Below are 25,969 nucleotides of genomic sequence, written 5' to 3'. Positions count from 1 at the left end.
CGCGCAACGCCTTGAAGGCGAAGGCGCGGCCGGGCGCCGATCAACCGAATCCGATAATTCATGTTGCGTCCACCGATGACTTTTTTGAAACGCTACGCCGTGCCGTTTGCCTGCGCGATGACCGCCTTGCTCGCGGCTTGCTCATCCACCAAGGATGAACGCCGCGTGCCGACACCGCTCGTCGAGTTCAAGCCGGTGCTCAACGTCTCCCAGGCGTGGAAGGCGAGCGTCGGCAAGGCAGGCCGCTATCTGTTCGCGCCGGTTGCCGTGGGCGACGCAATTTTTGCCGCAGGCGAGAACGGCTCGGTCGTGAAGATCGACGCGAAAACGGGTCAGGATGTCTGGCGCATCAAGCTCAAGGACGATCTGTCGGCGGGCGTCGGCAGCGACGGCAATCTGACGGCGGTCGGCGGTCTCAAGGGTTCGGTCTACGTGCTTGGACCGGACGGCAAGCAGTTGTGGACGGCGGTCGCGCCGGGCGAACTGATCTCGCCGCCGCTCGTCGGCAACGACCTCGTGATCGTGCGTACCATCGACGGCAAGGTCGTGGCCTTCAGCGCGCAGACCGGCGAACAAAAGTGGGTCTTCCAATTGCGCGCGGTGCCGCTGAATCTGCGCGTCGCGGCGGGCATGACCTTCGCCGGCAATCAGGCCGTGCTTGCTGGATTCCCGGGCGGCACGTTCGCTGCAATCAACCTGCAAACGGGCGATGCCTTCTGGCAAACACCGGTTTCGTATCCGAAGGGCGTGACCGAAGTCGAGCGCATCAACGACGTGACCGGCGCACCGGGACTCGTCGGCGCGCAGAGTTGCGCGGTGACGTTCCAGGGCCGCATCGGCTGCTTCAATGCAAATTCCGGCCGTCCGGACTGGGAAAAGAGCTTCTCGTCCGACAGCGGTCTTGCGCAGGATTCGGACTTGGTCGCAGCCGGCGACGACTGGTCGGTCGTAAACGCATTCCGCACCTCGGACGGCTCGCAGCTCTGGAAAACGGACAAGCTGAAGAACCGCCAGGTCAGCGTGCCGTATATTCTCGGTCGCGCGGTCGTTGTTGGCGACTTCGAAGGTTACGTCCACTTCCTGAGCGCGGATAACGGCGAACTCGTCGGCCGCGCCAAGACCGACGGCAGCGCGATCACCGCGCCGCCCGTGCTCGCCGGCAACACGCTCGTGGTCCTGACGCACGACGGCGGCATCTACGGCTTTCGTCCCAGCAACTAACACGCGCGTGATCGTCTGATCGAGCGGTATTGCGCGCTCGAAGCCGATCGCGCGGCAGGTCCGGCCAGAACCGGGCCGCAAGAGAAAGCAGGAGGCGCGGCAATCGCGCGCACTCCCGAGAGCCTGCCAGCGGAACGCAAAACGCGCGGTGGGCTGCAAGAATCAAAGCGCGTCGCGCGAAGGCGGCGCGCCAAAACTGCCTCTGACGAGGCGCAGCGGCGTCCCAGCGCCGCAGGCTTGACACACTGACGCCGTGACGCGTCGCGCGTGCCGCAAGCCGAATCCATGCTAATTTTCGACAAGCGCAGCCGTGGCGCGGCATGAGCGGAACGAGAGGTCTCGTTCGCACGCCTCGTGTGCCGTCTTGCGTTCAACCTTGAACAACATCTGATGAAACCCGTGATTGCCCTCGTCGGGCGCCCCAATGTGGGGAAATCCACCTTATTCAACCGGCTGACGCGTTCGCGCGATGCACTCGTCGCCGATCTGCCCGGCCTCACCCGCGACCGCCACTACGGCGAAGGCCGCGTGGGCGGCGAGCGGCCGTATCTCGTCGTGGATACCGGCGGCTTCGAGCCGGTCGCGAAAGACGGCATCCTGCACGCAATGGCGCGGCAGACGCGTCAGGCGGTGGAAGAGGCAGACATCGTCGTGTTCATCGTCGATGGACGCAACGGGCTCGCGCCGCAAGACAAGGCGATTGCCGACTATCTGCGCAAGACCGGCCGACCGCTTTTTCTCGTCGTGAACAAGGCTGAGGGCATGAAGTATTCGGCCGTCGCGTCCGACTTCTACGAACTCGGTCTCGGCGATCCGCGCGCGATCTCGGCTGCGCACGGCGACGGCGTTACCGAGATGATCAACGACGCGCTCGACATCGCTTATGCCGGTCAACCCGAGGAGAGCGAAGAAGAGAAGGCGCAGCACGGCGTGAAGATTGCCATCGTCGGACGTCCGAACGTTGGCAAGTCGACGCTCGTGAACGCATTGCTCGGCGAGGAGCGCGTGATCGCGTTCGACATGCCCGGCACCACGCGCGATTCGATTTATATTGATTTCGAGCGACAAGGCCGCAAATACACGCTTATCGACACGGCGGGCTTGCGTCGTCGCGGCAAGGTGTTCGAGGCCATCGAGAAGTTTTCGGTGGTGAAGACCTTGCAGTCCATTTCCGATGCCAACGTCGTGATCCTTTTGCTCGACGCCCAGCAAGACATCTCGGATCAGGACGCGCACATAGCGGGCTTCGTGGTCGAACAGGGCCGCGCGCTCGTGGTCGGCGTGAACAAGTGGGACGGTCTGGATTCGCATGTGCGCGAGCGCACGAAGGCGGATCTCACCCGCAAGCTCAAGTTTTTGGACTTTGCTAAATTTCACTACGTCTCGGCGCTGGAGAAGAGCGGCATCAGCCCATTGATGAAGTCTGTCGATGAAGCCTACGCCGCCGCCATGGCCAAGTTGCCAACACCGAAGCTCACGCGCGCGCTCATCGACGCGGTGGAGTTTCAGCAGCCGCGCCGTCGCGGTCCGGTTCGTCCGAAGCTGCGTTATGCCCACCAGGGTGGACAAAATCCGCCGATCATCGTGGTGCACGGCAATGCGCTCGACGCCATTACCGAGACTTATAAACGCTATCTGGAAGGGCGCTTCCGAGAAACTTTCGGATTGGTCGGGACGCCACTGCGCATAGAGTTCCGGTCGAGCCATAACCCATACGCGGACAAAGGCTGAAAGCCGCGTGAGTCAAGCGTTTCAGGCCGGTCGGCCATTTGGCCAGGCTGGTGCGGAAACGAAAATCAGCTATAGTGTAGCGATTGTCGGCGGATCTCTTTTTCTTCGCCGACAATACATCCAACCTGCAAAAAAACACGGAGTTTGCTATGAGCAACAAAGGGCAATTGTTACAAGACCCGTTTTTGAACGCGCTGCGTAAAGAGCACGTGCCGGTGTCGATCTATTTGGTCAACGGCATCAAGCTTCAAGGAAACATCGAATCGTTCGACCAGTATGTCGTGTTGCTCCGAAATACGGTCACACAGATGGTCTACAAGCACGCCATTTCCACCGTCGTGCCGGCCCGTCCGGTGAATTTCCACCCGGACGCTGAACCGTCCTAAACCTCGTCGCGACCGGCGCTGTTTTCACAAAAAGCGAACAACAAACAATTCGCCGGTCGCTTCAAAAACCGAAAAATATCAATTTGATCAATGCAGCGCTCGTCGGCATCGACTTCGGCAAGATCGATTTCGAAGCCAGTCTAGAAGAACTCAGCCTGCTCGCACAAAGTGCAGGCGCCCATCCCGCCGTCACGCTAACCGGCCGCCGTTCGGCTCCGGACGCCAAGATGTTCATTGGCAGCGGCAAGGTTGAAGAACTGCGCCTTTCTTGCGAAGCGAACGACGTCGAACTCGTCATCTTCAATCACGCACTCGCGCCCGCGCAGCAGCGCAATCTCGAACTCGCGCTCGACCGCCGCGTGGTGGACCGCACGAGCCTCATCCTCGACATCTTTGCGCAGCGCGCCCGCAGCCACGAAGGCAAATTGCAGGTCGAACTCGCACAGCTGCAGTATCTGTCGACACGGCTCATTCGCGCGTGGACTCACCTGGAACGGCAAAAGGGCGGTATTGGCCTGCGCGGTCCGGGCGAAACGCAGCTCGAAACGGACCGCCGGCTGATCGGTGAGCGTATCAAGGCGCTCAAGACCCGGCTCGAGAAGTTGCGCCGTCAGCATGGTACGCAGCGTCGTCAGCGCACGCGTAATCGCACGATGTCGGTCTCCCTCGTCGGCTATACCAACGCCGGCAAGTCCACGCTGTTCAATGCGCTCACGAAGGCGCAAGCGTACGCCGCCGACCAGCTTTTCGCCACGCTCGACACAACCTCGCGTCGCGTCTATCTCGGCGAGGAAGCGGGGCACGTGGTGGTATCGGACACGGTCGGGTTCATCCGCGAATTGCCTCACCAGCTCGTCGCGGCCTTTCGCGCCACGCTCGAGGAAACCATCCACGCAGACTTGCTGCTGCATGTGGTCGATGCATCGAGCGCCGTGCGCCTCGATCAAATCGATCAGGTGAACGAGGTATTGCGCGGCATCGGCGCGGATTCCATCCGGCAGGTTCTCGTCTTCAACAAGATCGACGCGGTGCCTGAGCTGGCGGCCCGTGGCGAAGCGGTTGAAAGGGACGAGTATGGTAATATTTCGCGCGTCTTTTTGAGTGCACGCTCGGGCCAGGGGCTCGATGCGCTGCGCGCCGCCATCGCCGAAATCGCTGCTGCGGAAACGGACGAAAGCGAAGAGGCTTTACCAAGCGTGCTCGCTGAAATCGAAGCGCCGCAACTCGAGTCCGATGCAACGCAATCCCCGCTGTCCGGGTCAAACGAAACACACGACACGAACGCGCAGCCGGAAGACCACCGGCTGACCGAACAACGTGACCACAAGGTTTCCGAGCACGGTCACTGATCGGCTCGCGGAACTCCGGATTGCATCGCCCGGGCTTATCTGTCTGGATGTCTACCCCCGGCTGTCTAATGGTGAATCACCGAGTGAACGACTACAACGAGCGGACTAACAGGCAGCGCATGCATGCCGCCTTTTCGATCAACGATCCGCGCTGGGGGCGGGGCGAAGGCAACGGCGTGAAGAACGACTCGAAGCGTCCGCAAGACGGCAAGCGCCCGAACGGCAAGGACGAAGGCCCGCCCGATCTCGACGAGATGTGGCGCGACTTCAACCGTCGCATCGCCGGTCTGTTCGGGCGCAAGCCCAACGGCGGCGCGCCGCGCGAGAACGGCCGCGGCACGCGCATCGGGCTTGGCATCGTCATTGGCGTGCTGATCGCCATCTATCTCGGCAGCGGCGTGTTCGTCGTACAGGACGGTCACGTCGGCGTGGTATCGCAGTTCGGCAAATATCGGCAAACGGTGGCGCAAGGCATTCACTGGCGCCTGCCGTATCCGTTTCAGTCGCACGATATCGTCGACATCTCGCAGGTCCGCTCGGTCGAAGTGGGTCGCGGCACCGCGCTCGCGCAAGGCAACGTGCGCGATGCCTCGGTTCTGACGAACGACGCCGATATCGTCGACGTGCGCTTCGCCGTGCAATATCAGATCAAGTCGCCGACCGACTTCCTGTCCCGCAATCTCGATCCCGACCAGAGCGTCACGCAGGCGTCGCAGGCGGCAGTTCGCGAGATCGCCGGGTCCGTCAGCACGGACGACATGCTCTACAAGGATCGCGAGGCGTTGCGCGCGCGTCTGACCGAATCCATCCAGCGCTCGCTCGATCTCTACCGCACCGGTTTGCAGGTGACGGGCGTGACCGTGCAAAGCGTGCAGGTGCCGACGCAAGTGCAGGCGGCATTCGAGGAAGCTTCGCGCGTGCGTCAGGACAACGAGCGCGCTCGCGACACCGCGCAAGCCTATGCCGATCAGCTGCTGCCGCGTGCGAAAGCCGACGCGGCGCGTCTCGTCGACGAAGCCACGGCCTACGGCAATCGCCAGGTCACCGAAGCACAGGGCGACGCCGAGCGCTTCAAGCAGGTCTACGAGCAATACTCGAAAGCGCCCGCGGTCATTCGTCAACGCATGTACCTGGACACGATGCAGCAAATCTACTCGCGTACCACGAAGGTCTTCGTGGACAGCAAGGCAGGCAATAACGTGGTGTACCTGCCGCTGGACAAGCTCGTCGAGGCGAATCGTCAGCAGGTGAAAGAAGCCGATGCCGCCAGTGCCGCCGCAGCCGCAAGCGCGCCCGCTGGCGATGGCGCACAGGCGCGTGCGCCGGGCGTGGCGTCGTCGCCGGCCGTGTTGAGCGCGCCGGCCAACGGTGCGATCAACGGCGCGGCCAGCGCGACGACTGCAGCCAGTGCGGCCAGCGCGGCCAGTGCCGCAAGCAGTGCAAGCGACCCGCTGCGCTCCCGCGATGCTTTCCGCTCGCGCAATCGTCAAGACGACCTGCAATAAGGAGCGCGAGAACATGAATCGAATCATTGCGCTTGTGGTCGCTGTCGTGATCGTGCTGTTCATCGGTTCATCGATGATCTTCACGGTCGACGAACGGCATGCTGCCGTCGTGGCTTCCCACGGTGACGGCGAACCGAAACTCGACGGCCCGGGCCTGCATTTCAAGCTGCCCGCGCCGTTCCAGACGCTCACGCTCGTCGATACCCGCACGCTCACCATCGACGAAGCGGGCGCGGACCGCTTCGCCACGTCGGACAAGAACGACGTGCTGGTGAATACCGTCATCAAGTATCGCGTGGCCGATCCGCTCAAACTGTTCGAGAGCAACGAGAAGAACACGCAGACCGCGCAGGAGCGCATCGTCGGGCTCGCGCGCACGTCGCTCGCCAGTGCGTTCGCGAAGCGTTCGCTCACGGACGCGCTCGGCAGCCAGCAAACGCTCGCAAGCGAAGCGCAGAAGTCGGTGGAAGACGCGGCGGCGGCCTTCGGCGTGCAGCTCGTGGATCTGCAGATGACGCGTATCGACTTTCCGTCCGTGGTAGCCGACTCCGTCTACAAACGCATGATCGCGGCGCGTCAGCAGGCCGCCGCCATCGAGCGCGCGAAGGGCACGGCGGACGCCGACAAGATCAAGGCGGACGCCCAGCGCGAACAACAGGCGATTCTCGCCGATGCATACAGTCAGGCACAGTCCATCAAGGGCGAAGGAGACAGCAAGGCGGCAGCCATAGCGGCGGACGCCTACGGACGCGATCCGCAGTTCTACCAGTTCTATCAGAGCCTCGAAGCGTATAAGAAGACCTTCAAGCCGGGCGACGTGATGGTGGTCGACCCGAGCAGCGATTTCTTCCGCTTCATGCGCGGCCCGAACGGCGGCAGCGCGGATGTTTCTTCCGCGGCTGCCACGGCCAAGCGCTGATCGTGCCCCGCGAAAGCGCGATCCGTTCGCGCTTTCGCCTTTCCCTTGGAACATGGCCGAGACGTTACTGCTCGCACTTGCGTTGATGCTGATCATCGAAGGAATGTTTCCCTTCGTTTTTCCGACCGCGTGGCGCGATACCTTTCGCCGCATCGCGGAACGCCCGACGCATCACATCCGCATCGGCGGACTGATCGCGATGGTGCTCGGGCTCATCCTGCTGCTCATCGCAACGTGAGCACACCGTGATGCGCCAATTGGCCTATCTTGTTTAAATCCGTTCGTCAAAGCGCGCCGCGTCACGCCGCGCCGCGCGCCCCGTAGGAAACGTATCGATGTCCACCTGGTTACTTCCCGAGAATATCGCCGACGTCTTGCCGTCGGAAGCCCGCAAGATCGAAGAGTTGCGACGCCGTCTGCTCGATCGTTTCCGTTCGTACGGTTACGAGCTCGTGATGCCGCCGATGCTCGAATATCTCGAATCGCTTCTGACGAGCGGCGGCAGCGATCTGAACCTGCGCACCTTCAAACTCGTCGATCAGATGTCCGGGCGCACGCTCGGCTTGCGCGCGGACATCACGCCGCAGGTCTCGCGCATCGACGCGCATCTCCTGAACCGGCATGGCGTGACGCGTCTGTGCTATGCGGGCAACGTGCTGCACACGCGTCCGCGCGGCCTGCACGCGACGCGCGAGCAGATTCAGATCGGCGCGGAAATCTACGGTCACGCGGGGCTCGAAGCGGACCTCGAAATCCAGCAACTGATGCTCGATTCGCTGCATCTCGCGGGTCTCACGAAAGTGCGTCTGGATCTGTGCCACGCGGGCGTGCTCGCCGCGTTGCTGGAACTGGAACCGGCGGCTGCATCGCTTGGCGAAGCGCTCTATGAGGCGCTCGCGAGCAAGGACGTGCCGCGTATCAACGAACTCACGGCGCATCTCGGCCAGGTGCCGCGCGAAGCGTTGCGCGCGCTGCCTACGCTCTACGGCGACGCCTCGGTGCTCGAAACCGCGCGCGGCCGTCTGCCGAATCTGCCGGTCATCGCGCGTGCGCTCGACGATCTCGCGTTTCTCGCAAGCCAGGTCGACGGGGCCGAACTCATGATCGATCTCGCCGATTTGCGCGGCTACGCGTATCACAGCGGCGTGATGTTCTCCGCCTATGTCGACGGCGTGCCCAACGCGGTTGCGCATGGCGGCCGCTACGACGATGTCGGGCTCGCCTACGGACGTGCGCGCCCGGCAACGGGCTTTTCGCTGGACCTGCGTGAAGTCGCGCGTATTTCTCCCGTCGATGCCCGCGGCAGCGCGATCCTTGCACCGTGGAAGCACGAAGACACGCTACGCGCCGCCGTCGCCGCATTGCGCGATGCCGGCGAAGTGGTCATTCAGGCGCTGCCGGGCCACGAGCACGATCTCGACGAATTCGCCTTCGACCGCGTACTCATCGAGCGCGACGGCCAATGGATCGTCGAAGCGCGCGCCTGAACGCGGCGCCTAAGCGCGGCGCATGAAGTGAGCCGCGCGTCATACGAATGGATGCCGATTTCCTAACCCCGACGTATCCCGAAAAATTCGGAACCTGTGGCGAACATAGGTAAAATACGTTTTTAACCAGCTAACGAATCAACATGTCTGCCAGTGCAGTGAATGTGAACCCGGGGCGCAACGTCGTCGTGGTGGGCACCCAGTGGGGTGATGAGGGCAAGGGCAAGATCGTCGACTGGCTGACGGACCACGCCCAGGGCGTCGTGCGCTTCCAGGGCGGTCATAACGCCGGCCACACGCTCATCATCGGCGGCAAGAAAACCATTCTGCGCCTCATCCCTTCGGGCATCATGCGCGCGGGCACGGCCTGCTATATCGGCAATGGCGTCGTGTTGTCTCCGGAAGCTTTGTTCAAGGAAATCGACGAGCTCGAAGCCGCGGGCATCGACGTTCAGAAACGCCTGTTCATTTCCGAAGCCGCCACGCTCATTCTTCCATATCACGTCGCGATCGATCAGGCGCGCGAAACGCGTCGCGGCGCGGGCAAGATCGGCACCACGGGGCGCGGTATCGGTCCGGCATACGAAGACAAGGTCGGCCGTCGCGGGCTGCGCGTGCAGGACCTCTTCGACGTGCCGGTGTTTTCCGAACGTCTGCGCGAAGTGCTGGACTTCCACAACTTCGTGCTGAGCAAGTATCTGGGCGCGGCCGAAGTGGGCTACCAGCAAACGCTCGACACCATGCTCGGTTACGCGCCGCGTCTCGAACCCATGGTCACGGACGTCTCGCGCCGTCTGTACGACGAAAACCACGCTGGCCGCAATCTGTTGTTCGAAGGTGCGCAAGGCACGCTGCTCGATGTCGATCACGGCACTTACCCGTTCGTCACGTCGAGCAACTGCGTCGCGGGTGCGGCGACTTCGGGCGCGGGTATCGGTCCGCAACGGCTCAACTACATTCTCGGCATCACCAAGGCGTATTGCACGCGCGTCGGTTCGGGCCCGTTTCCGAGCGAACTGTACGATGCCGACAACGCGCAACGTCAGGACCAGGTGGGCTTGAACCTGGCGACCGTCGGCAAGGAATTCGGTTCGGTCACGGGTCGTCCGCGTCGCACGGGCTGGCTCGACGCCGCCGCGCTGCGCCGCTCCATTCAGATCAACGGTATTTCGGGGCTGTGCATCACCAAGCTCGACGTGCTCGACGGTCTCGAAGAAGTGAAGCTGTGCGTAGGCTATAAACTCGACGGCAAAGAGGTCGATATCCTGCCGCGCGGCGCCTCGGAAGTGGCGCGTTGCGAACCGGTCTACGAGACCTTCGGCGGCTGGAAGGAAAGCACCATCGGCATCACGCAATGGGACAGTCTGCCCGAGAACGCGCGTGCTTATCTCGTGCGCGTGCAGGAAGTTGCCGGCGTGCCCATCGACATGGTGTCGACCGGACCGGACCGCGATGAAACCATCCTGTTGCGTCATCCGTTCAAGGTCTGAGCGCGAGCGTTTCAACCTGAGCCGGACGCTGTAAAGAATGTGGCCGCTACCTTGCGGCCACATTTCATATATAACCTGTAGTACGTATTTGAAAGAGTCTTACCATGATCGCGATGACGGACCCGCGCAACGACGACAAAAATCTTTGGGTCAACTGGGATGAATATCACCGGTTGATCGAAGTCCTCGCGCTCAAAGTACACGACTCAGGCTGGAAGTTCGACAAGATCCTGTGTCTGGCGCGCGGCGGCCTGCGCGTCGGCGACCAACTTTCGCGCATTTACGACTTGCCGCTCGCCATTCTCGCGACGAGTTCGTATCGCGAAGCCGCGGGCACGGAGCAGGGCGATCTCGACATCGCGCAGTACATCACCATGACGCGCGGCGAGTTGTCCGGCAACGTCTTGCTGGTGGACGATCTGGTCGACTCAGGCGTTACGCTCGCGCGCGTGCAGGAGCATCTGAAGGAGCGCTATCCGGCCATTACGGCGGTGCGCTCGGCCGTGCTCTGGTACAAGGCGTGCTCGAAGGTTACGCCCGACTATCACGTGCAGTTTCTCGAAACCAATCCGTGGATTCATCAACCGTTCGAGGAGTGGGACACGGTACGGCCGCACAATCTCGGCGCCTGGATCAAGCGGGGCCTGCAGAACAGCCGCGAGTGAGCGCCACTTCGTCGCCTCGTTCTTGCTGCCCGATAACGGGCAAGACGCCGTTCGTCCCGCTTCATGCCGGGCGCAACGGCGTTTTTGCTTTGGGTCACCTAATTTCACAGATGCAGCCAAGCGCCCTGAATCGTTCAGCCTACGCGCACGAAACGCGATGCTAAACTCACACACGCGTGTTGCCGGGCAATCGGGCAATACGAGAGGCAGCGTTTTTGCACGCGACGTTAGATAGAATGGCGTTCGTTTCTTTCCGCCCTGGACGGACATCTCGCTTTTATGACTAACATGACTCACGCGCAAGAGCATAAACAGCCTTTGCCATCTCTTGCGCTCGCCGCCATTGGCGTCGTCTTTGGCGACATCGGTACGAGTCCGCTCTATTCCCTGAAGGAAGCGTTCAGCCCGTCGCACGGCATCGCGCTTTCCGAGGCGTCCATTCTCGGCGTCATCTCCTTGCTCTTCTGGGCCATCGTCATGGTGGTCGCGGTCAAGTACGTGCTCTTCGTCATGCGCGCCGACAACAATGGCGAAGGCGGCGTGTTCGCCATGATGACGCTCGCGCTGCGCAGCGTGAAGGAGCCGGGCCGCATGTCGGGCGTGCTGCTGATGCTAGGCATCTTCGGCGCCTGCATGTTCTATGGCGATGCGGTCATCACGCCCGCCATGTCGGTCATCTCGGCGGTGGAAGGGCTGGAACTCGCCGCACCGAAGCTGTCGCCTTATGTGCTGCCGATCACCATGGTCATCCTGGTCCTGCTGTTCTGGATTCAGCGCCATGGCACGGCAGTGGTCGGCAAGCTGTTCGGCCCGATCATGCTGGTGTGGTTCATCACGCTCGCCGTGCTGGGCGCTTATCACATCGTGCTCGCACCGGGCGTGCTGGTCGCACTCAACCCGTACTATGCAATCTCCTTCATGGCCTCGCACGTGTTGCAGGCGTATATCGTGCTCGGCTCCGTCGTGCTGGTGCTGACCGGCGCGGAAGCGCTCTATGCCGATATGGGCCACTTCGGCGCGAAGCCCATTCGCTGCGGCTGGTACGCGCTCGTCATGCCGTCGCTTCTGCTGAATTACTTCGGGCAGGGCGCGTTGCTCATGCATACGCCGTCGGCCATCGAAAGTCCGTTCTTCTTGCTGGCGCCAGACTGGGCTTTGCTCCCGCTCGTGATCCTTTCCACCGTCGCCACGGTGATTGCATCGCAGGCAGTGATTTCGGGCGCGTATTCGCTGACGAGTCAGGCTATTCAGCTCGGTTACGTGCCGCGCATGAAGATCCTGCATACGTCGGAACTGGCGATCGGGCAGATCTATATTCCGCTCGTCAACTGGATGCTGCTCTTCATCATTCTGTGCATCGTGGTGGGCTTCAAGAGTTCGGAGAATCTGGCGGCGGCTTATGGACTCGCCGTGACCGCGACCATGCTCGTCACGACCATCCTGCTCTCGGTGGTGATGGTCAATCTTTGGGGCTGGAACCGCTGGCTCGTCGGCGCGCTGATCGCGGTACTGCTCACGATCGACATCGGCTTCTTCGGCGCGAGTCTGTTGAAGATCGGGCAGGGCGGCTGGCTGCCGCTGTGCATCGGCGGAATACTCTTCTTCCTGCTGATGACCTGGTACAAAGGCCGCATGATCGTGAAGGATCGCACGGCCGCCGACGGTATTCCGCTCATGCCGTTCCTGCAAGGGCTGCTCGCGCATCCGCCGCATCGCGTGTCGGGTACGGCGATCTACCTGACAGGCAGCGATTCGCTCGTGCCCGTGAGTCTTCTGCACAACCTGAAGCACAACAAGGTGCTGCACGAGCGCACCATTTTCCTGAACTTCATCACGCGCGATATCCCGTATGTGGATGGCGCGCATCGCATGGAAGTGAAGGACGTTGGCGGCGGGCTCTTTCTCGTGAAGGCCGCGTATGGCTTCAATGAAACGCCGGACGTGAAAGCCGTGCTCGAACAGATCACGCGCACGCACGCAATGACGTTCGAACTCATGGACACGTCGTTCTTCATGGCGCGTGAAACGGTGGTGCCGACCGAGTTGCCGGGCATGTCGGTGTGGCGCGAGCGCGTGTTCGCGTGGATGCATCAGAACGCCGCGAAGCCGACGGACTTCTTCAGCATTCCGGCCAATCGCGTCGTGGAGTTGGGCACGAAGATCGAAATCTGACGAGCGCTTGCTTCTGGAAACAAAAAACCCACGCCGCAAAGCGTGGGTTTTTTGTTTGAAGCGTGCCGGCTGTCAGCGTTTGAGCTTGGCGAAAGCAGCGGCCATCGCCCCACCCGGTTCCGGCTCGCGGCGCTGATTATTCGAACGCGCATCGCGCCCGCCGCCCGCGCGCCGGTCCTGCTGGCCTGCACGCGGTTGCGAAGGCGCGCCGCTGCCTGCCGCTGCCGGCGCGAAGTCATCGTCGAGACGCATGGTCAGCGAGATGCGCTGCCGCTTCACATCCGTTTCGAGCACCTTCACCTTGACGACCTGGCCTGCCTTCACGACTTCATGCGGGTCCTTGATGAACTTCGTCGACAGCGCGGAAACGTGCACGAGTCCGTCCTGATGCACGCCGATATCGACAAACGCGCCGAACGCCGCGACGTTCGTCACCACGCCTTCGAGCACCATGCCGGGTTCGAGATCCGCGATCTTCTCGATGCCTTCGCGGAACGTCGCCGTCTTGAACTCCGGACGCGGGTCGCGGCCCGGCTTTTCCAGTTCGGCGAGGATGTCGCGCACGGTCGGCAGACCGAAGCGGTCATCGACGAATTCGGTGGGCGAGAGGCCGGTGAGCGCTTCACGCTTGCCGAGCACATCGCCGACATGCTTCTTGATTTTCGCGAGAATGCGCTCGACGACCGGATACGCTTCCGGGTGCACCGACGAGCGATCCAGCGGATTCTCGCCGTTGTTGATACGCAGAAAACCCGCGGCCTGCTCGAACGTCTTGTCGCCGAGACGTGGCACCTTCTTCAGATTCTCGCGCGACGCAAACGGCCCGTTGGCATCGCGATAATCGACGATATTGCGTGCAAGCGTCGCGTTCAAACCGGATACGCGCGCGAGCAGCGCGACGGAAGCCGTGTTGGCATCGACGCCGACGGCGTTCACGCAATCTTCGACGACCGCATCGAGCGAGCGTGCGAGTTCGCGCTGATTCACGTCGTGCTGGTACTGGCCGACGCCGATCGCTTTCGGGTCGATCTTGACGAGTTCCGCGAGCGGGTCCTGCAGACGGCGCGCGATGGAAACCGCGCCGCGCAGTGAAACATCGAGGTCCGGAAATTCCTTCGCCGCGAGTTCGGAAGCCGAATACACCGACGCGCCCGCTTCGGACACGACGATCTTCTGCAGCTTGAGTTCGGGATGCTTCGCGATGAGCTCGCTCGCGAGCTTGTCGGTTTCGCGCGATGCCGTGCCATTGCCGATGGAAATGAGCTCTGCCTGCGTCGCCTTGGCAATGCGCGCGAGCTTCGCGAGCGAACCGTCCCAATCGCGGCGCGGCTCGTGCGGATAGATGGTGTCGGTGGCCAGCACCTTGCCCGTGCGATCGACGACGGCGACTTTCACGCCGGTGCGCAGACCCGGATCGAGGCCAATCACGGCTTTCGGTCCAGCGGGCGCGGCGAGCAGCAAGTCCTTCAGATTGCGCGCGAACACGCGAATGGCTTCGTGCTCGGCTTCCTCACGCAACTTGGTGAGCAGTTCGTTTTCGATATGCGGCTGCACCTTGACACGCCAGCACCAGCGGCACACGTCGGCGAGCCATTTGTCGCCCGCGCGGCCGCGATTGGCGATGCCCACGTGCTGCGCGATCATCACTTCGCCCGGATGCGGCGTTTGTGCGTCGAGTTCCTCGCCGAGCCCGAGTTTCACGCTCAGGACGCCCGCGTTACGGCCACGGAACAGCGCGAGCGCGCGATGCGATGGCACCGTGCGGATGGTTTCGCTGTAGTCGTAGTAGTCGCGGAATTTTTCGCCTTCCTCGCCTTGCTTGCCCTCGACCACGGTCGACATGACAAGCCCCTGGTTGAACAGGTGCTCGCGCAGCTTGCCGAGAATCTCGGCCGTTTCGCCGAACTGCTCGGACAGGATATCGCGTGCGCCGTCGAGCGCGGCCTTGGTATCGGCGACGCCTTTTTCGGTATCGACGAACTTCGCGGCTTCGCTCTGCGGATCGAGTGTCGGGTCGGCGAGGAGCGCCTGTGCAAGCGGTTCCAGGCCGGCTTCGCGAGCAATCTGCGCGCGCGTGCGACGCTTCGGCTTATACGGCAGATACAGGTCTTCCAGCACCTGCTTGCTGTCCGCGCCTTCGATCGATGTACGCAGTTCGTCGGTGAGCTTGCCTTGCTCGTCGATGCTCGAAAGAATCGTGGCGCGCCGGTCTTCGAGTTCGCGCAAATACAGGAGGCGTTCTTCGAGCGTGCGCAGTTGCGTGTCGTCGAGATTGCCGGTCACTTCCTTGCGATACCGGGCGATGAACGGGACAGTCGAGCCTTCATCCAGAAGCTGCACGGCGGCGGCCACCTGGCGCGGCTGCACGGTAAGCTCGGTGGCAATGCGCTGTACGATCTTGAGTGCTACGGTTTGCGTCATGGTCTGCGCTGTCTGCTCTCTGCTGGCCTTGTGCAACGGCAAGACGCAGGGCGCGCATCTCGTGCGACGCGTTGCGCGCTTTACGCCCTGTGTCCCGCTTGGTGCGCGCTGACTACTTCTTGCGCCTCGCAAAGCGGGCGTGCTGCCGGTTGCGGCCGGGTTGCTTGAGCGGGGGATTTTGCCATAAATGGAGAAGGGCTCCGGTTCACGGTGATAGAATTTCGGCATCGCGCAGGCTGCATTGCGTCTGTCGTTGCATCGCTTAATGCATCGGGTCTTTATCACGTTGCCGTCCATTCATTTGCCCAAACTTCGCCTTTCCCCGCTCGCGTCCATCTGCGCCGCGTGCGCGTTTCTGTGCACGCTCGTTCTCGCGCCGAATGCCATCGCGCAGACGCCCAAGGGCATCGACCCCACCACGTCGGTGCGCGCCACGCCGCTCGGCGATGCCTCATCCGCCATGGTCAGTGCCGAGCCGAGCGCCGAAGACGCGCTCAAGGCCGACAATGCGCGCCGGCAAAAGGCGCTCGACAAACGCACCGCGCAGAACGACTACGCATACGGCGTCAAGGAACACGACTGCTACGGCAAGTTCTTCGTGAACCACTGTCTCGACAACGCGCGCACGGCCATGCGTGAAGAGCGCAAGCAGATTCGCCAGCAGCAGCTCGCTCTCGACGACGAACAACGCGCCGAGCGCACGAAGCAGCGCGACGAACAGACCGCGCTCAAGCAGGCACAATACGATGCGGAAGCGCCGCAACGCGCCGCCAGCGAAAAGTCGAGCCAGCAGTCCTACGAGGAAAAGCAGCGTCAGAACGCGCTGTCCGCCGCGCAACGTCAGGCCGAGGCGCCGCAGCGCGCGGCCAATCAGGCCGCGTACGACCGCAAGCAGGCGGACTATCAGCGGCAACTCGAGGAAGCGCGCGCCCGCGGCGTGCAGGACGCGCAGGACCGCGAGCAGAAGGCGGACCGTTACGAACAGAAACAACGCGATGCCGCGCAGCATCGCGCGGAAGTCGAGGCGCGTCAGAAAGAAGCCGCGCGCAAGCAGCAGGAAAAGGCACAGCAAGCCCAGCAGGCGCAACAGCAGCAACAGCAGCAACAGCAGCAACCAGGTAAGTGACGCCCAAGGCACCGCCCGGGCGATGAGGATGAAAGGAGGCGAGCATGCAGCAGCGCTTGAACGCACCCCGACAACCCGCCGTGGATGCCACCGTGCTCCGCGATCGCATCACGCAATTGCAGGAAGAGCATCACGGCTTGTCCACGCTCATCGACAAGATGGGCGGTATCGACGACCTCGAGCTCAGGCGCTTGAAAAAGCGCAAGCTCAAGGTGAAAGACACCATACTTCTGCTGCAACTGCAGCTCGACGGCGACGCGCATTGAAGCGCATCGACGCGGGTCGAGGCGCTTGAGGCAGCAAAGCGCCGCCATGCGCCGTGACCGCAACCGCAGGATCTAGCCCCGCCTTGAACTTACCCGCACAACCCCGCGACAGCGCAAGCGCTGCGCTCGAACTCACGGACAAGCGCCGCACGGAACTCGACGCCATCTTCTCCGCCGAAGGCCTTCTCGCGCGCGCGATCGACGGCTATCGGCCGCGCGCGTCGCAGATCGACATGGCGCGCTCCGTCGCCGCCGCGATGGAAGCGTCCGGCCGCGCCATGCCCGAACCCGCGATGTTCGAATTGCAGCGCCGCCCGGCGCGCAAGCTCGGGCCATCGGACAAGCCGCATGCGGTAGACGAGGCATCCGCCGACGACGTGGGTATCGCCACCGCGACGAGCGCCGTCGATGGCGGCGAGAACACGCTGATCGTCGAGGCGGGAACGGGCACGGGCAAGACCTACGCTTATCTCGTTCCGGCCATGTTGTGGGGCGGCAAGGTCATCGTTTCGACCGGGACCAAACACTTGCAGGATCAGCTCTTTCAGCGCGATATCCCGACCGTGCGCGACGCGCTCGCCGTGCCGGTCACCGTCGCGATGCTGAAGGGCCGCGCCAACTATCTTTGCCACTACTATCTCGAACGCACCGCCGACAACGGGCGGCTGCCGACGCGTCAGGACACGTCGCATCTGCAGGAGATCGTGCGCTTCGCCAAGATCACGCGCACGGGCGACAAGGCCGAACTTGCGAGTGTCCCCGAGAACTCGCCCGTCTGGCCGATGGTCACGTCCACGCGCGACAATTGCCTCGGACAAGATTGCCCGCATTACAAGGATTGCTTCGTGATGCAGGCGCGCCGCGAAGCGCAACAGGCGGACATCGTGGTGGTGAACCATCACCTGTTCTTCGCCGATGTAATGCTGCGCGACACCGGCATGGCCGAACTCTTGCCGATGGCGAACACCATCATCTTCGACGAGGCGCATCAGTTGCCCGAGACGGCGACGCTCTTTTTCGGCAAGACGCTTTCGACCACGCAACTGCTCGAACTCGCCCGCGATGCGGTGGCCGAAGGTTTGTCCCACGCTCGCGACGCCGCCGACTGGACCAAGCTCGGCGCGGCGCTCGAACGCGCGGCGCGCGACCTGCGGCTCGCATTCCGGGAAGATTCGATTCGCCTCTCGCTCGGCCAACTCGCCGATGGCCATCCGCTTTTCGAGGCGCTCGACACGCTACAAACCCATCTCGATGCACTCACGGCCGCGCTCGGCGCACACGGCGAGCGCGCGGAATCGCTGCAGGCGCTGGTGCGGCGCGCGCGCGAATTGCAAGGGCTTTTGTCGGGCTGGACCAAGCCGCCGACCGCGCTCGAACGTGCAGTGGTCGAAGACGCGGATACCGCCGCCGAAGCCGCGCGCGACGAGCCCAACGAGATGGTGCGCTGGATCGAAGTGTTCTCGCACACGGTGCAACTGCACGAGACGCCGCTGTCGGTCGCGCCGATCTTCGCGAAGCAGCGCGCGGGCGTGCCGCGTGCCTGGATCTTCACCTCCGCGACGCTTTCGGTGCGTGGCGATTTCACGCATTACGCGGCGCAAATGGGTTTGAACGCGCGCCGTTCGATGACCTTGCCGAGTCCCTTCGATTACCCGTCGCAGGGCCTTTTGTACGTGCCGCGCAATCTGCCGCAGCCGTCCTCGCCGCAGTTCACCGACGCCGTCTTCGACGCCGCGTTGCCGGTGATCGAGGCATCGGGTGGCGGCGTGTTCATGCTGTGCACGACGCTGCGCGCGGTCGATCGCATCTCCCAGCGTCTGCGCGACGTGATCGAGCGGCGCGGCTGGGACAATCCGCTGCTCGTGCAGGGCGACGCGAGCCGTACCGAGTTGCTCGACCGTTTCCGCGCGTATGGCAATGCGATTCTCGTCGGCAGCCAGAGCTTCTGGGAAGGTGTCGACGTGCGTGGCGATGCGCTTTCGCTCGTGGTCATCGACAAACTACCGTTCGCGCCGCCCGACGATCCCGTGCTTGCCGCGCGCCTCGACGCGCTCACGAAGAAAGGCTTGAGCCCGTTCGCCGTGCATCAGTTGCCGCAGGCCGTCATCACGCTCAAGCAGGGCGCGGGGCGGCTGATTCGCGCGGAGACGGATCGCGGCGTGCTCATGATCTGTGACACGCGGCTCGTCGATAAACCATACGGCCGACGCATCTGGCAAAGCCTGCCGCCGTTCAAGCGCACGCGTGAACTGGAAGTCGCGCGGGCGTTTTTCAGCGAAGCGGCGGACGCGTCGGCGGAGCTTGCCGAGTAGGGCTTGCAGCAGGGCGCGGGAGCGGTTGATCGACAAACAAAATGGGCGCCGAAGCGCCCATTTTTGCCTGACCAGCCGAACGATCTCGCGTTCTGCTTACCAGATCTGATACCACGCCTTTTCCGCGCTCGCGCGACGCTTGCCCGTGACATACGGGCTGTCGGGGAACGTGGCGGCAAGCACGCGCTTGGTGTCGTCGGCGAGTTGCGGCTGATCGAGTTTCTCGTATGAGAGCATCATGAGATGCAGCGCTTCTTCGGTGGCCGGCGCGTTCTTGTATTCGCGAATGGCGAGTTGCGCCCGGTTGATGGACGCGACATACGCGCCGCGACGATAGTAGTAATCCGCCGCGTGGACTTCGTGCGAAGCGAGCGCGTTCACGATATAGCGCATGCGTTGCGCGGCGTCGGGCGCATACTTGCTTTGCGGATATTTATCGACCACGACCTTGAACGCGTCATACGACTCGCGCAGCGACTTCGGGTCGCGCTCGCTCATATCCTGGCCGGAGAAGCGGCCGAAGAGTCCGAGGTCGTCGTTGAAGTGAATCATGCCTTTCAGGTAGTAGGCATAAGAGATGTCCGGATGATCCGGGTGCAGCTTGATGAACCGGTCGATCGCCTGATCCGCCGATGCGGTCTCGCCGTCTTTCCAGTTGCAGTAAGCCACGTTGATCTGCGCCTGCTGCGCGAAGTGACCGAACGGATCGCGGCCTTCGAGCGCTTCGAAATACTTGGAGCACTTGCCCCAGTCGCGGCCTGAAAGCGCGTCCTGGGCCTCCGTATATAATTTGTTGTTGTTCCACGTAGCCGTTTCGTCGGTCTTCTCCGGCAAGCCGTGGCAGGCCGTGACAATGGCGACGCTCGCGCCCAGCGCCAGATACTTGATCGATTGCTGCATCGATTGATGAATGGTGTTGAAGGCTCGCATTAGTGCTTGCTGTTCCTGGCTGAATCTCGCTATGTCTAGCTGTGTGTCCGGTGCGGTTTTCGCTCGGGATTTTCCGTTTGAATATCCCTCGAATTCCGCCCGGTTTCCCGGTCCGCAACGGTCTGGCGCGGCTTCCTTGCGTTGCCTGCATTGAAGTTTGCCCGGCAGTGTCGCGCGCTGTAAAGAACGTCTTGCGCAATGTCCCGAACTGCAGCCCGAGATGAAGACTGACTCACCGGGTACAACCCGATATCCCGTTCAAATGACCCGCTCAAGTACACGCCGTACCAAAGACCAACTCAAAGATTATAGCCGAAGCGCCAAGCCCGACGACGCAGCTTCTACCGATTCGGACGCGCATGCGCCCGATGCCGGCACGCCGCATCGCGGCAAGGAAGCGCGGCATCGCAACGAGGAAGCGCCGCGCGAGGCGCGCGTGCCGGATGAACTCGCAGGCGAGCGGCTCGACAAGGTGCTGGCCAAGATCTTCCCCGAGTTTTCGCGCAGCCGTCTGCAAGGCTGGATCGAGGAAGGGCGCGTGCTCGTCGATGGCGCCAGCGCCAAGGTGCGCCAGCCCGTGCCGCTTGGCGCGACCATCGCGCTCGTGCCCGACCTGTTGCCCGAGCAACTCGCGTTCACGCCCGAGCCGGTGCCGCTTCACATCGTGTACGAAGACGAAACGCTCGTCGTCATCAACAAGCCCGCCGGCATGGTCGTGCATCCCGCCGCGGGGAACTGGAGCGGCACCTTGCTCAACGGTCTCCTACATCGTTATGGCGATGCGGCGGCGGGGCTGCCGCGCGCGGGCATCGTACATCGGCTGGACAAGGAGACCTCGGGGCTGATGGTCGTCGCGCGCACGCTCGAAGCCCAGACCGACCTCGTGCGGCAGTTGCAGGCGCGCACGGTGAAGCGCCGCTATGTCGCGTTCGTGTGGGGCAGGATGCCGGACGACGGCACCATCGACGCGCCCATCGGCCGCGATTCGCGCGACAGGACGCGCATGGCCGTGGTTCAAGGCGCATCGGGGAAACCGGCGCGCACGCACTTTCGCACCATCGACCGGACGCAGTGGAACGGGCAGCCCGTGAGCGCGATCCATTGCGATCTCGAAACCGGCCGCACGCACCAGATTCGCGTGCACTGCGCGGCGAGCGGCCATCCGCTTCTGGGCGATCCGGTCTACGGTCACATACGCGGCCGGCGTTCGGTGACGCCGCTGCCCGACGGCTTCGCGCGTCAGGCGCTGCACGCGTGGCGGCTCGGTCTGGTTCATCCGGCAACGGGCAAGCAAGTGCACTGGCGCGCGGACGTGCCCGAGGATCTCGCCAAGCTCGCCACGGAACTCGGCTTCGGGCGCGACGACGAAGTCGAACTAGACGAAGACGACGACTTCCCGCAAGTCTATGAAATGGACGACGGCGAAGACTGGGACGACGAATACGACGACGAAGAAGGCGAACACGATGCCGATGCCGAGGACGACGAAGCATGACCCATCGCACTGACGTCACATTGAGCGCGGATGATTGCGTGTGGCCGCAATGGCGCGTCTCGCCGCGCGTGCATGCGTTCGTGACGACTCGCGCGGGCGGCGTGAGCGCGGCGCCTTTCGATGGCGGCACGCCGGGCGCGGGCGGTCTCAATCTTGGTTTGTCGAGCGGCGATGCGCCGGATGCCGTCATCGAAAATCGCCGTCGCGCGCTGGCGTTGACGGGCATCGGACAAGCCGCGTGGCTCGAACAGATTCACGGCACGACGGTTGAAGATGCGCACGCGGTCATCGAGCGCCGTGCAGCCGGTCCGACGCGCGCCGATGCGAGCGTGACCGACCGGCCGGGCGTCGTCTGCGTGGTGATGACGGCGGACTGTTTGCCGGTCCTCTTCTGCGACGACGAAGGCCGCGCGGTCGGCGCCGCGCATGCGGGCTGGCGAGGTCTTGCGGGCGGTATCGTCGAGAAGACGGGCGCGCGGGTGGCGCAACTCGCGGGCGTGCCGACATCGCGCCTCAATGCTTACCTCGGTCCGGCCATTGGTCCCGCTGCATTCGAAGTGGGCGAGGACGTGCTCGATGCCTTCGTGTCGATCGCGAATGCGGATCAACGCGACCTCACCGCGGCAGCGTTCAAGCCGACCGGCGCACAAGGCAAATACTTCGCCGACATCTATACGCTTGCGCGCTTGCGTTTAGCCGATATCGGCGTGGAAGCGAAGCGCGTTCATGGCGGTACGCACTGCACGGTGAGCGAGCGAGAGCGCTTCTATTCGTATCGTCGCGATCGCGTGACAGGGCGCATGGCCGCCATGATCTGGCTTGGCGATTAACTGCTCGTCATCGGCATTCAGCGACAACTGCCAGCTTTAAGTCGCAGGAACTTGCGTAAGCCCATGCGAATGCAATATCTCGCATGGGGAAAACGATAATTAAAAAAATATCGCACTGCGGCAAAATCAGGTGAAGCATTGACATGCCTGAGTCCTAAGAGCAAGAATGTTCCCGGAATTCATTCAATCGGGCACGGCGTAGCTAGGTGACTCTTGTGGCGCGCATAGTGCGCATCGACACTTGCGCGCTGGTTGAGACAAGCCCGGCGATGCCTGCATCAGCAATCAGTCTTGCGAGACTTACAGGTCAAAAGCGGGTATGGCTTCCAAATCTAGTTCCTCCTCTGCGTCCTCCGCCCGCTCCCGTACTGCCAGCAGTTCGACGGCTGAAGTTCCCGCTGATCCGACAGGCGTACAGCAAGCGTTCGATCAATGGCTCAACGCGTGGCGCTCGGTCGCCGATCCCGCGCAATGGGCGAAATTCAATCCCCAGACCAACGCGCAAACCAACGCGCAGACGAATGACGGAGCCGCTGCGAATAGCGCGAGCGCGCCGCCGCTCGGAGCGTTCGGTTCGTTTGGTTCGTTTCCCGGCTTGGGCGCGTTTCCGGGTTTTTCCGGTGCGGGTTTGCCCGGTGCATTTCCAAATGCATTCGGCGCGGTTCCAACCGTCATGCCGCAAATGCCCGACTTCGCGAAGATGAACGGCCTGGCCGAATTCGCCAAGCTCGCGAGCAGCATGCCGGGCTTCGGCGCGTCGATGCAGGGCTTGCCTACGTTGCCGAAGATTCCGACGGCAGCCATCGCGCCCGAGCGTCTGCAACAACTGCAAAGCAATTATTCGCGCGATGCCGCCGCATTGCTCAAGCAGGCGGGCGAGCAGAGCATCGACCCTGCATCGCTCAAGGACCGCCGCTTCACCGACACCACGTGGCAGAACACGCCGGCATATGCCTTCACGGCCGCGTGGTATCTGCTGAACGCGCGTTATCTGCAAGAACTCGCGGACGCCGTGCAGAGCGATCCCAAGACGCGCGAACGCATCCGCTTCACGGTGCAGCAATGGGCGGCTGCGGCTTCGCCGAGCAACTATCTCGCGCTCAATCCCGAAGCGCAGAAGACGCTCATCGAAAGCAAGGGCGAGAGCTTGCGCCAGGGCATGCTCAACCTGCTCAACGACTTGCAGCGCGGCAAGATTTCGCAGTCGGACGAGTCGCGCTTCGCGGTTGGCAAGAACATCGGTTCGACGGAAGGCTCGGTCGTGTACGAGAACGAACTCGTGCAACTGATCCAGTACAAGCCGCTCACGCCGAAGGTTTATGCGCGGCCTTTGCTGATCGTGCCACCTTGCATCAACAAGTTTTATATCCTCGATCTTCAGCCTGAAAGCTCGCTCGTGCGTTATGCGCTCGAACAAGGGCAGCAAGTCTTTATCCTGTCGTGGCGCAATGCGGATCAATCGCTCGCCGCGAAGGAATGGGACGATTACGTCGAACAGGGCGTGCTCGAAACCATCGGCGTCATCAAGGACATCACGGGCGAGGAGCAGATCAACACGCTCGGCTTCTGCATCGGCGGAACCATTCTGGCGACGGCGCTCGCGGTAGCGAAGGCGCGCGGCGAAGAGCCGGCCGCGTCGATGACCCTGCTCACCTCGATGCTCGATTTTTCCGACACCGGCGTGCTCGACGTCTTCGTCGACGAAGCACACGTGCAGATGCGCGAGCAGTCGATCGGCGGCAAGAACGGCGCGCCCGCCGGGCTCATGCGCGGGATCGAATTCGCCAATACGTTCTCGTATCTGCGGCCGAACGATCTCGTGTGGAATTACGTCGTCGACAACTATCTCAAGGGACGCACGCCGCAAGCCTTCGACCTGCTGTTCTGGAACAGCGACTCGACCAACTTGCCCGGTCCGATGTGCGTCTGGTATTTGCGCAACACGTATCTGGAGAACAAGCTGCGCGAACCGGGCGCGCTGACGGTGTGCGGCGAGGCGATCGATCTGTCGACGCTCTCGTTGCCCACTTTCATCTACGGTTCGCGCGAAGACCATATCGTGCCGTGGAAGTCCGCGTATGCATCCGCGCCCATTCTCACGGGCCCGCAAAAGTTCGTGCTTGGCGCGTCGGGGCACATCGCGGGCGTCATCAATCCGCCGTCGAAGAACAAGCGCAGTTTCTGGATGCTCGACAGCCATGAGGAGCGCCTGCCCGAAACCGCCGACGCGTGGTTCGAGGCAGCCACGGAACATCCGGGAAGCTGGTGGCCGACGTGGTCCGCATGGCTCGCGCAAAACGCGGGCGAGGAAGTGAAGGCGGGCACGTCGCAAGGCTCGAAGACTTATCCGGTGATCGAGCCCGCGCCCGGACGCTACGTGCTGGAACGCGACTTCTGACACGGCGCGAAGTCGCACGCATAACCGAATTCATTTGATGCCAAAGGAAACTGAAATGACTGACGTAGTGATCGTATCGGCCGCGCGTACAGGGGTCGGCAAGTTCGGTGGTTCGCTCGCGAAGATCGCGGCGCCGGAACTGGGGGCAACGGTGATTCGCGCGGTGCTGGAGCGTGCGGGACTGAAGCCGGATCAGGTGAGCGAAGTCATTCTGGGTCAGGTGCTGACCGCGGGTTCGGGGCAGAATCCGGCGCGCCAGTCGCTCATCAAGGCAGGGTTGCCCGACATGGTTCCGGGCATGACGATCAACAAGGTCTGCGGCTCGGGTTTGAAGGCCGTGATGCTCGCGGCCAACGCGATCATCGCGGGCGATGCGGATATCGTCATCGCCGGCGGTCAGGAAAACATGAGCGCGGCGCCGCACGTGCTGCCGGGCTCGCGCGACGGCTTTCGCATGGGCGACGCCAAGCTGATCGACTCCATGATCGTCGATGGCCTGTGGGACGTCTATAACAACTACCACATGGGCACGACCGCCGAGAACGTCGCGAAGGAATACGGCATCTCGCGCGAAGACCAGGACAAGTTCGCGGCGCTGTCGCAGAACAAGGCCGAGAAGGCACAGAAGGAAGGGCGCTTCGACGACGAGATCGTGCCGGTGTCCATTCCGCAGCGCAAGGGCGAGCCGCTGCGGTTTGCCACCGACGAATTCGTGCGCCACGGCGTGACGGCTGAAGCGCTTTCCACGCTCAAGCCCGCGTTTTCGAAGGAAGGCACGGTGACGGCGGCGAACGCATCGGGCATCAACGACGGCGCGGCCGCGGTCGTCGTGATGTCGGCGAAGAAGGCCGAGGCGCTCGGTCTCACGCCGCTTGCGCGCATCAAGGCTTATGCGAATGCGGGCGTCGATCCCAAGGTCATGGGCATGGGTCCCGTGCCTGCATCGAAGCGTTGTCTCGAGCGCGCGGGCTGGTCGGTGAACGACCTCGACCTGATGGAAATCAACGAAGCCTTCGCCGCGCAGGCGCTTGCCGTGCATAAGCAAATGGGCTGGGATCAGTCGAAGATCAACGTGAACGGCGGCGCAATTGCCATTGGCCATCCGATCGGTGCATCGGGCTGCCGCATTCTCGTGACGCTCTTGCACGAAATGCAGAAGCGCGACGCGAAGAAGGGTCTGGCGTCGCTGTGTATCGGCGGCGGCATGGGCGTGGCGCTTGCGCTCGAGCGTGACTGAGCGCAACACCCGAAGGCATGGGAAGGGCC

20 protein-coding genes are annotated in these 25,969 nt (G+C 62.8%); 18 read left to right on the top strand and 2 right to left on the bottom strand.

Annotation, left to right across the window (positions count from 1 at the left end; all coding sequences use genetic code 11):
* The first annotated feature begins 75 nt into the window (after positions 1 to 75).
* From bamB to NCT04_RS08345, 11 genes are all read left to right on the top strand, one after another.
* The gene (gene bamB / locus NCT04_RS08395) at positions 76 to 1,221 is read left to right on the top strand and encodes an outer membrane protein assembly factor BamB (protein ID WP_250464959.1); all 1,146 of its coding nucleotides are present in this window, start codon (positions 76 to 78) and stop codon (positions 1,219 to 1,221) included.
* 390 nt (positions 1,222 to 1,611) lie between these two features.
* Positions 1,612 to 2,952, top strand: a complete 1,341-nt coding sequence (der, locus tag NCT04_RS08390) for a ribosome biogenesis GTPase Der (protein WP_244825333.1) — start codon at positions 1,612 to 1,614, stop codon at positions 2,950 to 2,952.
* Positions 2,953 to 3,101: 149 nt separating this feature from the next.
* Entirely contained in the window at positions 3,102 to 3,338 is a 237-nt protein-coding gene (gene hfq, locus NCT04_RS08385; RefSeq protein WP_008349383.1) for an RNA chaperone Hfq, read from the top strand.
* 83 nt (positions 3,339 to 3,421) lie between these two features.
* A complete protein-coding gene (hflX, locus tag NCT04_RS08380) occupies positions 3,422 to 4,687 on the top strand; it encodes a GTPase HflX (RefSeq protein ID WP_244825332.1) in 1,266 nt (421 codons plus the stop codon).
* Between the two features lie 83 nt (positions 4,688 to 4,770).
* A complete protein-coding gene (gene hflK / locus NCT04_RS08375; protein ID WP_250464957.1) occupies positions 4,771 to 6,192 on the top strand; it encodes an FtsH protease activity modulator HflK in 1,422 nt (473 codons plus the stop codon).
* Between the two features lie 13 nt (positions 6,193 to 6,205).
* Positions 6,206 to 7,111, top strand: a complete 906-nt coding sequence (hflC, locus tag NCT04_RS08370; RefSeq protein ID WP_244825330.1) for a protease modulator HflC — start codon at positions 6,206 to 6,208, stop codon at positions 7,109 to 7,111.
* 52 nt (positions 7,112 to 7,163) lie between these two features.
* A complete protein-coding gene (locus NCT04_RS08365; RefSeq protein ID WP_244825329.1) occupies positions 7,164 to 7,349 on the top strand; it encodes a DUF2065 domain-containing protein in 186 nt (61 codons plus the stop codon).
* A gap of 97 nt (positions 7,350 to 7,446) precedes the next feature.
* Positions 7,447 to 8,598, top strand: a complete 1,152-nt coding sequence (locus NCT04_RS08360; protein ID WP_250464955.1) for an ATP phosphoribosyltransferase regulatory subunit — start codon at positions 7,447 to 7,449, stop codon at positions 8,596 to 8,598.
* A 143-nt stretch (positions 8,599 to 8,741) separates the two neighbouring features.
* Complete coding sequence (locus NCT04_RS08355) at positions 8,742 to 10,088, top strand: adenylosuccinate synthase (RefSeq protein ID WP_250464953.1); 1,347 nt, start codon at positions 8,742 to 8,744, stop codon at positions 10,086 to 10,088.
* A gap of 104 nt (positions 10,089 to 10,192) precedes the next feature.
* On the top strand, positions 10,193 to 10,753 hold the full coding sequence (locus NCT04_RS08350; protein WP_244825326.1) for a phosphoribosyltransferase: 561 nt from the start codon (positions 10,193 to 10,195) through the stop codon (positions 10,751 to 10,753).
* A gap of 279 nt (positions 10,754 to 11,032) precedes the next feature.
* Complete coding sequence (locus tag NCT04_RS08345; protein WP_244825325.1) at positions 11,033 to 12,925, top strand: potassium transporter Kup; 1,893 nt, start codon at positions 11,033 to 11,035, stop codon at positions 12,923 to 12,925.
* 72 nt (positions 12,926 to 12,997) lie between these two features.
* Here the strand turns inward: NCT04_RS08345 and NCT04_RS08340 are convergent, their stop codons facing one another.
* A complete protein-coding gene (locus NCT04_RS08340; protein ID WP_244825324.1) occupies positions 12,998 to 15,346 on the bottom strand; it encodes a Tex family protein in 2,349 nt (782 codons plus the stop codon).
* A gap of 265 nt (positions 15,347 to 15,611) precedes the next feature.
* Here NCT04_RS08340 and NCT04_RS08335 point away from each other — a divergent pair, with 265 nt between their 5' ends.
* From NCT04_RS08335 to yoaA, 3 genes are all read left to right on the top strand, one after another.
* Positions 15,612 to 16,472, top strand: coding sequence for a colicin transporter (locus NCT04_RS08335; protein ID WP_244825323.1), 861 nt, complete (start codon positions 15,612 to 15,614; stop codon positions 16,470 to 16,472).
* A gap of 44 nt (positions 16,473 to 16,516) precedes the next feature.
* Positions 16,517 to 16,738 (top strand): DUF465 domain-containing protein, encoded by a 222-nt coding sequence (locus tag NCT04_RS08330; RefSeq protein ID WP_244825322.1) that lies wholly within the window; start codon positions 16,517 to 16,519, stop codon positions 16,736 to 16,738.
* An 83-nt stretch (positions 16,739 to 16,821) separates the two neighbouring features.
* Complete coding sequence (gene yoaA / locus NCT04_RS08325; RefSeq protein ID WP_250464951.1) at positions 16,822 to 19,050, top strand: DNA repair helicase YoaA; 2,229 nt, start codon at positions 16,822 to 16,824, stop codon at positions 19,048 to 19,050.
* Positions 19,051 to 19,146: 96 nt separating this feature from the next.
* Here yoaA and NCT04_RS08320 read toward each other — a convergent pair whose 3' ends face one another.
* Positions 19,147 to 19,950, bottom strand: coding sequence for an outer membrane protein assembly factor BamD (locus NCT04_RS08320; protein WP_244828049.1), 804 nt, complete (start codon positions 19,948 to 19,950; stop codon positions 19,147 to 19,149).
* Positions 19,951 to 20,242: 292 nt separating this feature from the next.
* Between NCT04_RS08320 and NCT04_RS08315 the strand changes: the two genes are divergently transcribed.
* The 4 genes from NCT04_RS08315 (at position 20,243) to NCT04_RS08300 (ending at position 25,940) form a co-directional block, all read left to right on the top strand.
* Entirely contained in the window at positions 20,243 to 21,475 is a 1,233-nt protein-coding gene (locus tag NCT04_RS08315) for an RluA family pseudouridine synthase (RefSeq protein WP_250464949.1), read from the top strand.
* A complete protein-coding gene (gene pgeF, locus NCT04_RS08310; RefSeq protein WP_250464947.1) occupies positions 21,472 to 22,305 on the top strand; it encodes a peptidoglycan editing factor PgeF in 834 nt (277 codons plus the stop codon). Before NCT04_RS08315 ends, pgeF begins: the two co-directional genes overlap by 4 nt.
* A gap of 319 nt (positions 22,306 to 22,624) precedes the next feature.
* Entirely contained in the window at positions 22,625 to 24,703 is a 2,079-nt protein-coding gene (gene phaC / locus NCT04_RS08305) for a class I poly(R)-hydroxyalkanoic acid synthase (RefSeq protein ID WP_250464945.1), read from the top strand.
* Between the two features lie 55 nt (positions 24,704 to 24,758).
* Positions 24,759 to 25,940, top strand: coding sequence for an acetyl-CoA C-acetyltransferase (locus tag NCT04_RS08300; RefSeq protein WP_244825317.1), 1,182 nt, complete (start codon positions 24,759 to 24,761; stop codon positions 25,938 to 25,940).
* Positions 25,941 to 25,969 lie beyond the last annotated feature (29 nt).

It is taken from the genome of Caballeronia sp. GAFFF2 (assembly GCF_023631485.1).
Classification (GTDB): domain Bacteria; phylum Pseudomonadota; class Gammaproteobacteria; order Burkholderiales; family Burkholderiaceae; genus Caballeronia.
Note: the sequence above shows the minus strand (reverse complement) of the source record. Positions and strands in the feature narration are given on the sequence as shown.